Source organism: Pseudoalteromonas sp. SWN29 (assembly GCF_015864465.1).
In the GTDB taxonomy this organism is placed as follows: domain Bacteria; phylum Pseudomonadota; class Gammaproteobacteria; order Enterobacterales; family Alteromonadaceae; genus Pseudoalteromonas.
In genome coordinates, this window is sequence record NZ_JADYXE010000035.1 from 44,818 (window position 1) to 52,744 (window position 7,927).

Genomic DNA, 7,927 nt, shown 5'->3' on the forward strand with positions numbered 1-7,927 from the left:
GGCTTACGCCCAACCTTCGTAGCGCTTACGGCGCGACAGCACTATCGTTAATATAATACCTAAAAACAGGCCTAAAAACGCAATAGCACCACCGTAAGTAAGTAGCTGGCGTTTCTCTTTTGAACTCGCTGCTTCTTTTTGAGTGCGCTCTTGCTCTAGCGTTGTTTTAAGTTTAGTGATTTGGGCCGATAACTGCAGGTTTTGATCAGTTAAAGTTTGGTTTTGCTCTTGTAGCTGCGGAAGTTCTATTTGAGCTTGGCGCAGGTTTTCTTGCATAGTGCTCATTTCGCTACTTAGTGTTTTGTACTGTTGGTGTAAGCCTGCCGTTTTGGTAACAAACTTAGTTTCTATCCAACCTTCGCGGTCTTTATCATCTTTAATTTTTATAAAGCCGTTTTCTTCAGCAGATAACAAGGTTAACTTTGTTCCAGCATCTACAGAGCCGAGTAGTCGATAATTCTTACTCGCACCAGAGCGCATAAAAGTATATAAATTATCGATAATATAAGCGGTGTTTGCATTAGTTGAATTTGCAGGTTTTGCTTCTTCTGCATAACTCATAAATGTGGTGGCTGTTAAAAGTAGCCCTAATAAACAATGTTTTAGCATTTATCTACCTTGTTGATCTAGCTGTGTCCGTTATGAACGTGGTTTTATTTCACATAAGTAGCTAGATAGTATGGATTATATAGCTCAATAGCAAGACTGATATTGTAACCCAGCTAAGGCTTAGGCACTAAAATAAGGCTAAAAAATTTGCATTGTTAGTGTGCTTTGTTTATTTTGAGCACTTATTTATTTTAAAGGTAATCCGCAAACCGAATGGATACTGAGATAGAACTGAAATTTTTGGTATCAGATGCCGTTATTCCACTGATCCCCTCGTTAATTACTCAATTTGCAAAAACGGTGAAGAATAAACCGTCACGCAGCTTACAAAATGCATACTACGACACGCCAAGCCGAGAGCTTAGAGCGCTTGATATAGGCTTTAGAACGCGTTGTTCTGACAGCGAATGCGAGCAAACTATAAAGCTTGCAGGTGAAGTTGTAGGTGGTTTACACCAACGTCCAGAGTACAATTTACCAATTGAATCAAGTCGCCCTAATTTAATGGCGTTTGATGCTGATATTTGGCCTCATGGCATGCAAATAAGCGCAATCTCAAAAAACTTGTATCCAATATTTAGCACTAACTTTATTCGTCGTACTTGGTTAATTGAAACCGAAAGTGGCGCTAAAATTGAAGTTGTACTCGATAAAGGTGAAATTGCGGCTTCGGGTAAAATTGAAATTATTAGCGAGCTTGAAATTGAGCTTGTTGAGGGCAGTCGTAATGAGTTGTTTGCGTTTGCAGATGTACTGGTTAGCCAGAACTGTATCCGTTTAGGTTTATATTCTAAGGCTGCTCGTGGTTATCGTCTTGCTGATGAAAAACCTTTAACGCCGAGTAAGTCTATTGGTTTTGTTCAATTACCAAAGTCGACGACTCAAGAACGCGCTTTAATTGAGGCCATGAACTTTGGCATTCGTTTTGTACAAAAGCACGAGCAATGCTATTTCGATAAGCCAAGCTTAAAAACGCTTAAACGTGTAACAGACGGGATTAGTTTAATCCGTCATACTTTTTGGTTGTACGACGATATAGTATCCAAAGAAAGCACAGATCACTTACGTACAGAGCTTAAATGGTTATTAAGCGAATTAGCGTGGGTAGAAAACGCGATTCAATTAAAAACGTACACGTCTAAACGCCATGCTTTTTATAAAAAAATTAATGCAGCGCCAGCACTTACTCAAGTGATTGGTGATTTAAAAGAGTTACAGCCAAGTATTGACGATATAAATGCACTGTTTCATAGTGCGCGTTATAATCGTTTATTACTGTCGTTAACTACCTGGTTAATAGATAAACAATGGCGTAAAGACTGGGGGCAAACAGAGCTTCAAGCAGCTGAGAATAATGTGTCGTCTATTGCTAGTAGGCTTTTTAATAAAGACTGGAAAAATCTACACGAATTACTTCCAAAAGAGCAAACGCTCGATGTCGCTTCGTATTTAAACCTGCGCACTCAACTTGAAAATAGCCTACTGAGTGGTAATTGTTTAGGATCGTTATTTGATAAAGAAGAACGCCTAGAGTTTAGATTACCTTGGCTTGATATTTCCCATGGTATTTATGAGTTAAGCACGCTTGAGTATTTAAAGCAGTTATGTGCTGGGCAAGAAGATGAGCAGCTTGCTAAAATCCAATCATGGCTTGAGCAAAAGTCTGAATATTTGGTTAGTGCCATGGAGCAAAGCCGTTTGGCTTCATTTGACATAGAACCTTACTGGCAAAAATAAATAATGCACTTTTGTAATAAAATTCAGTTGCAAAAGTGCTTATTCGTTATTCTTTTATTAGTTAGTTTTAACACTTACGCTGAGCCAACATGGCATTTGTATAAAAACAAAAATGGCGTAAGTGTGTATTATCAAAGCCACAGTGATAATACCTTTGAAGTAAAAGCGCAGATGAGCGTGAAAGATGTATCTACCAATGAGTTTTTAGAGTTACTTAGCGATACCGATGCTGCACCCCAATGGCTCGAAAATGTATCTCAGGTAAAGGTTATTAAGCACATAAGCCCATCAGAAAATTTAGTGTACAGTTATTTTAATTCTCCTTGGCCTGTTAGAGATAGAGATAGCATTACTCATTCTTGTTATTCACAGTTAACTGCAAATAAGAGCCAATTGCTTATTAATGCTCGCCCTAATGAGCTGCCCCAAAATGATGGTGTTATAAGAATTACTACTTTAAATGCACGCTGGCTACTCAGTGAGGACAAAGGCCGCCTTGATATTGAATACCAAGTATATGCTTTGCCTGATGGGGCAATACCTACTTGGCTAAGCAATAAGGTTGGATTGAAAAGTACTTACAACACATTTATGAATTTGCACCATATGCTCACACATAAAAAATACACTCCAAAACTACCTGTAATCATAGCCGGTCAGTGCTAAATATAGAATACATAATAATTTTATGGTGTGTTTAGTAGTCTTTAACTACGCTTAAGCAATAATGACACGCTATTAATTGGAGAATTGATGAAGTATTTAGTGGCTATATTATGTTTTATGCACAGTTCACTCTTATTTGCTCAAGAATATACCTTTGGTGTAGTGCCGCAATATGAGCCGCAAAAGTTAAACGCGATTTGGCAACCCTTGTTAGAGCAAGTAAGTAAACAAACAGGGGTATCAATAAAGCTAATTACAGTTGAGTCCATTCCAGTATTTGAAAAAGCTTTTGCTAACGGCGAGTACGATTTTGCATACATGAACCCATGGCACAGTGTTATAGCATATGAGCAGCAGGGATATTTGCCACTAATAAAAGATGCAGGGCGAAAGCTGCAAGGTATTTTGGTAGTAAATAAAGACAGTGGTATTGATAATTTAAGTCAGCTTGAAGGCGCCGAAATAGCATTCCCTGCACCTAATGCATTAGGTGCGTCATTATTAATGAGAGCCGACTTAGCATTGTTATACGGCTTGAGCATAAAGCCTGTATATGTCCAAACCCATCCGTCGGTATATTTAAATGTAGCGCTGCACTCAACAATGGCTGGCGGCGGCGTAATGGGCACATTTAAGCAACAGCCCGAAAGCTTACAAAATAAGCTTAAAATTCTTTATAAAACACGTGAAATTAGTCGTCATCCAATTGTAGCCCACCCAAGGGTTGACCCTGCAATACAGTTAAAAGTACAACAAGCTATTTTAGATATTGGGCAAAGCCCAGAACATAAACATTTACTCGCAGGTATCCCAATTATTAAACCTAGTATTGCAACTTTAGCAGAGTATCAGCAGTTAACTCAGTGGGGCTTGCGCTCATTTTATGTTGAAAATTAGAGGGTTTCGTAGTTTAAGGGCGCAAAGCTTTATTGTTGTATTGCTTTGTGGCTTGCTTATGGCCTGTCTTTTTATGTTTTACGCCTTACCTGAGCAAGCGCGTTGGGTAAATGATGGGCTTTCAAAGGCTGCTCAGCGTTCTTTAGCGCAGTTATCGACTTCTATAACGACTCCGTTGTTAACTAGGCAGTATGCAGAGCTATATGAAGAAATAGACAGCCAGCTACAAACTCGCCCTAATTGGAAAAGTATTAAAATTGTTGATGTTGATTCAAAAAACCAATTATACCCGCTTGAAAATTGGGTTGGAGCAAATGAAAACGGCGATATGTTGTTATCTCAGCAAGTGATTTTTTTAGATAAACCGCTGGCTAATATTAGCTTGGTAGTTAACTTTACTAATGAAATAAACGAATCTTCAAAACTTCATTACACCCTAATATATATACAATTTATTATTTTAGTTATTGTTTTTATTGGCTTAGCTTGGCTGGTGGATTACAGGGTTACATCGCCTTTGAGGACGCTAAAACAGGGGTTTTCACGCTTAGCAAAAGGCGACTTTGATTGCCATATAGATAAACAGCAACAAAACGAAGTGGGCAGTGTAATAAGTGCATTTAATAACATGGTTGACGAGGTTGCTAATAACCATCAAAAATTGAATGTATTACGTATTCAAGCAGAGTCGGCAAGTAAAGCTAAATCAGACTTTATGGCCAGTATGAGCCACGAATTAAGAACCCCATTAAATGCAATTTTGGGCTTAGCCCAGCTGTATGGATATGATGAAAGTGCAAACAAAGTACAAAAAGAAAACGCGAAAAGCATTTATCAAGCCGGAGAACATTTACTATTACTTATAGACGATGTACTTGATTTAACGGCTATTGAGTCGGGTAATATGCAGTTTAGTTTTTCTTATGTGCCTATTAAAAGCGTATTAGAGGAGTCTGTAGAGCTCGTCACTGAGCTTATTAAAGGACAATCAATAACGTTGAAAACACAAGGGTTTGAGTCCTTAGAAGGACTGAGGGTTTATATTGACCAGCGCCGCTTTAAACAAGTGATGCTTAACTTGCTTTCAAATGCGATTAAATACAACAAACCAAACGGCAGTATTAATATTAATTGCCGGGTATTAAGTAATAAACAGTGCGAAATAGATGTAATAGACACAGGATGTGGATTTGCTGCAGATGATATTTCTCGCTTATTTAAACCCTTTGACCGTTTAGGAGCTGAAACCAGTAAGGTAAATGGTACAGGTATTGGTTTAGTAATAACTAAGCAACTGGTAGAGCGGATGCAGGGCTCATTAAATGCACAAAGTGAGCAGCACAAAGGCTCTTGTTTTACACTAAACTTTAACAGCTTCGAGCAAGCGGACTTGCCAGCACAAGTGCAAGCTCCTCAAATAACACAGCAAAGTTTAGATACAGTCACTCTTCCTACGCTTGAGGTTTTAGTGGCCGAGGATCAGGTTACAAATCAGCAAGTATTAAAACAGCAATTAACCATGCTTGGAGTGTGCTCCACTTTTGTAAGTAATGGGGAACAAGCTTGGGAAACTCTGCAAAATAAACACTTTGATATTTTATTAACCGATATTCAAATGCCTTTACTTGATGGGTTAGGGTTAGCTAAAAAAATACGCGAAAACACCCGTTTTGATGAACTTATCATAATTGCAATCACTGCCAACATTACCAAAAACAATATAGATAATTGTTATAGTTGTGGAATGAACGGCTTTTTAACCAAACCCATCGAGCTTGTTAAATTAAAGTCGTTATTGATGGAGCACTCGCAAACAATGGTTAATACATGCTCAGAAAAGCCAGATACTGAAAGTATAGCTTCAGATAGTTTTGACCAACTCGATATTACGCTGCTAAAAGCAATGCTTGGTGATGACCCAACAGTCCACTGCATGGTATTTAATGCGTTTTTACAAACAGCAGGGGAGCAAATTAAATTGGCTAATGCGTATGCCAAGAGCAAAAACTATGTTGATTTAGCTTTTCAGGCACATGCACTAAAGTCGTCGTCAAAATCGGTAGGGGCTATTAAACTGGCTGATATATGCCAGCAGATTGAAACGCATGCAGAAAATGAATCTATTGGTAACAATGAAATGCAAAGTCTCGAGACTTGCTTTAACGATGTTGTTACTCAGCTTAAAAGTTACTGCTTAAGATATGAAAAACGCACATAAAAAATGGCTCATAAAGAGCCATTTTTGTTTATCTTTTTATTTATCAATATTTTAATATTTAGCCGCTTGCCCTTCTTTAGGTAAAGCGTGCTCTATAAAGTTACGTAAATCATTGTTAGAGCTTTCTAAATCAGCATGGCGGAGGTACATCATGTGTCCACTTCTGTAGCCTTTAAAGCTCAAACGATCTTTCATCTTACCGCTTGGATCTAATTGCCATAACGTATATTTAGCGTCAAAGTAATTGGTTGCACCATCAAAGTATCCTGATTGAATCATCACGTTTAAGTAAGGATTTTGCGCCATTGCTAAGCGCAGGTTTTCGCCCGTATTGTTACTTGTTCTATCCCACGGATGAACATTACCAAATAAGTTATATTTTACGTCTGTTTTATAGTTTAACTCTTCGCGTAAGTAGTAATTAATTGCAGGAGTGAAAGAGTGTAACCAAGAGGTAAGTTCAGCCCAGTAGTCTGGGGATTCACCTGCGCCTCGTTTATCCATTCCTAAATAACGAGAATCTAAGCGACCTACAGTTTGACCACGTTCACGTAGTAACTCTTTCCAAAAAAATTGAGTTGGAACATCTAAGTTATTTTGCTCAACAAATTTTTCTGATAAGCCTGCGTAGTGCGCCATCTTTGTAATTATGCGACGTTTTTCATCAGCGTTAATAAAGCCACCTTTAGCAAGCGCTGGAATTAACTCGTTTACAGTGAACTCTTCAACTTCAGGTAATAACTCGTCTAGGTCTTTAGCTTGTAAATCGGCTTTAAGTGCTTTGTGATACCAAGCAGTGGCTGCAAAGTAAGGTAGGCGGTTAGCTGCTTTAATTGGGCCGTCACGCTTAATACCAATATCGGTTGGTGATACGAGCACAACACCGTTTATATACATCCACTGACTATTTTGAAGCTCATGAGCAAGGCCTGATACGCGTGTTGTACCGTAGCTTTCACCAATTAAAAACTTAGGTGAGCGCCAGCGCTCTGTTCTATTTACAAAGGTATTTAGCCACTCAGCAAGGTATTTAATATCGGCATTAACACCAAAAAACAGCTCTTTTTGTTTAGCTTTGGAAGGAAGTTCGCCTTTGTCGTTTTCAAGTACGCGAGAGTAGCCAGTATTTACAGGGTTTACGTAAACAATATCGGCAATATCAAGTACAGAGTATGGGTTGTCTTTTACACCATAAGGTTGAATAGGATAGCCTTCATCATCAATTTTTAATACGCGAGGGCCAGTATAGGCAAGGTGCATCCATACGGAGGCCGAACCAGGCCCGCCATTAAACGAAATAAGTAATGGACGAGTTGTTCTGTCGTCAACTTTGTCGCGGGTATAGTAGGTGTATTGCAGTGTCGCAACTGCGTCGCCTTTATCATCCCATACAGGTTGGGTGCCTGTGGCAACGGTATAATTAAAGCGCTGGCCATTAATTTTAGCTTTATGCTGAGTAACAACTTTACTATCTACATCAATACGACGCTGGTTATCGGCAAGTGTGCTTGTACTAATTATTAATGCAATAACGGTTATCGGTAAACTGATAATACGACTAAGCTTCATTAGGTGTCCTTATTATTGTTGATACACCATTAAAGACATTAATGAGTTAAATAACAAAAGTATTGAGACTAGTGGCCGATAATACTAGGGCGTGTTGATCTTTGCGGTATAAAAAACAAACAGCATGAGAATAAGGTATAATTGAATTCGCTAAAAAACGTTACACCGAACCCTCATGCCAAGATTAATGTTAACAGACGCGACATGGAATGTCTTATCAAAAGTAATGCA

At 38.6% G+C, this 7,927-nt stretch carries 6 protein-coding genes; 4 read left to right on the forward strand and 2 right to left on the reverse strand.

Features of this window, described 5'->3' with window-relative positions:
* Positions 1-3: 3 nt before the first annotated feature.
* Entirely contained in the window at positions 4-609 is a 606-nt protein-coding gene (locus I6F53_RS13915) for a TIGR04211 family SH3 domain-containing protein (protein ID WP_007584830.1), read from the reverse strand.
* A gap of 213 nt (positions 610-822) precedes the next feature.
* Here I6F53_RS13915 and I6F53_RS13920 point away from each other — a divergent pair, with 213 nt between their 5' ends.
* The 4 genes from I6F53_RS13920 (at position 823) to I6F53_RS13935 (ending at position 6,127) form a co-directional block, all read left to right on the forward strand.
* Entirely contained in the window at positions 823-2,346 is a 1,524-nt protein-coding gene (locus I6F53_RS13920; RefSeq protein ID WP_197239938.1) for a CYTH and CHAD domain-containing protein, read from the forward strand.
* A complete protein-coding gene (locus I6F53_RS13925) occupies positions 2,347-3,012 on the forward strand; it encodes an START domain-containing protein (protein WP_197239942.1) in 666 nt (221 codons plus the stop codon).
* A gap of 87 nt (positions 3,013-3,099) precedes the next feature.
* The gene (locus tag I6F53_RS13930) at positions 3,100-3,909 is read left to right on the forward strand and encodes a phosphate/phosphite/phosphonate ABC transporter substrate-binding protein (RefSeq protein WP_197239939.1); all 810 of its coding nucleotides are present in this window, start codon (positions 3,100-3,102) and stop codon (positions 3,907-3,909) included.
* On the forward strand, positions 3,896-6,127 hold the full coding sequence (locus I6F53_RS13935; RefSeq protein ID WP_197239940.1) for an ATP-binding protein: 2,232 nt from the start codon (positions 3,896-3,898) through the stop codon (positions 6,125-6,127). Before I6F53_RS13930 ends, I6F53_RS13935 begins: the two co-directional genes overlap by 14 nt.
* A gap of 51 nt (positions 6,128-6,178) precedes the next feature.
* On the opposite strand, the gene I6F53_RS13940 is transcribed toward I6F53_RS13935, so the two are convergent.
* Positions 6,179-7,696 (reverse strand): S10 family peptidase, encoded by a 1,518-nt coding sequence (locus I6F53_RS13940; protein ID WP_197239941.1) that lies wholly within the window; start codon positions 7,694-7,696, stop codon positions 6,179-6,181.
* Between the last annotated feature and the right edge of the window lie 231 nt (positions 7,697-7,927).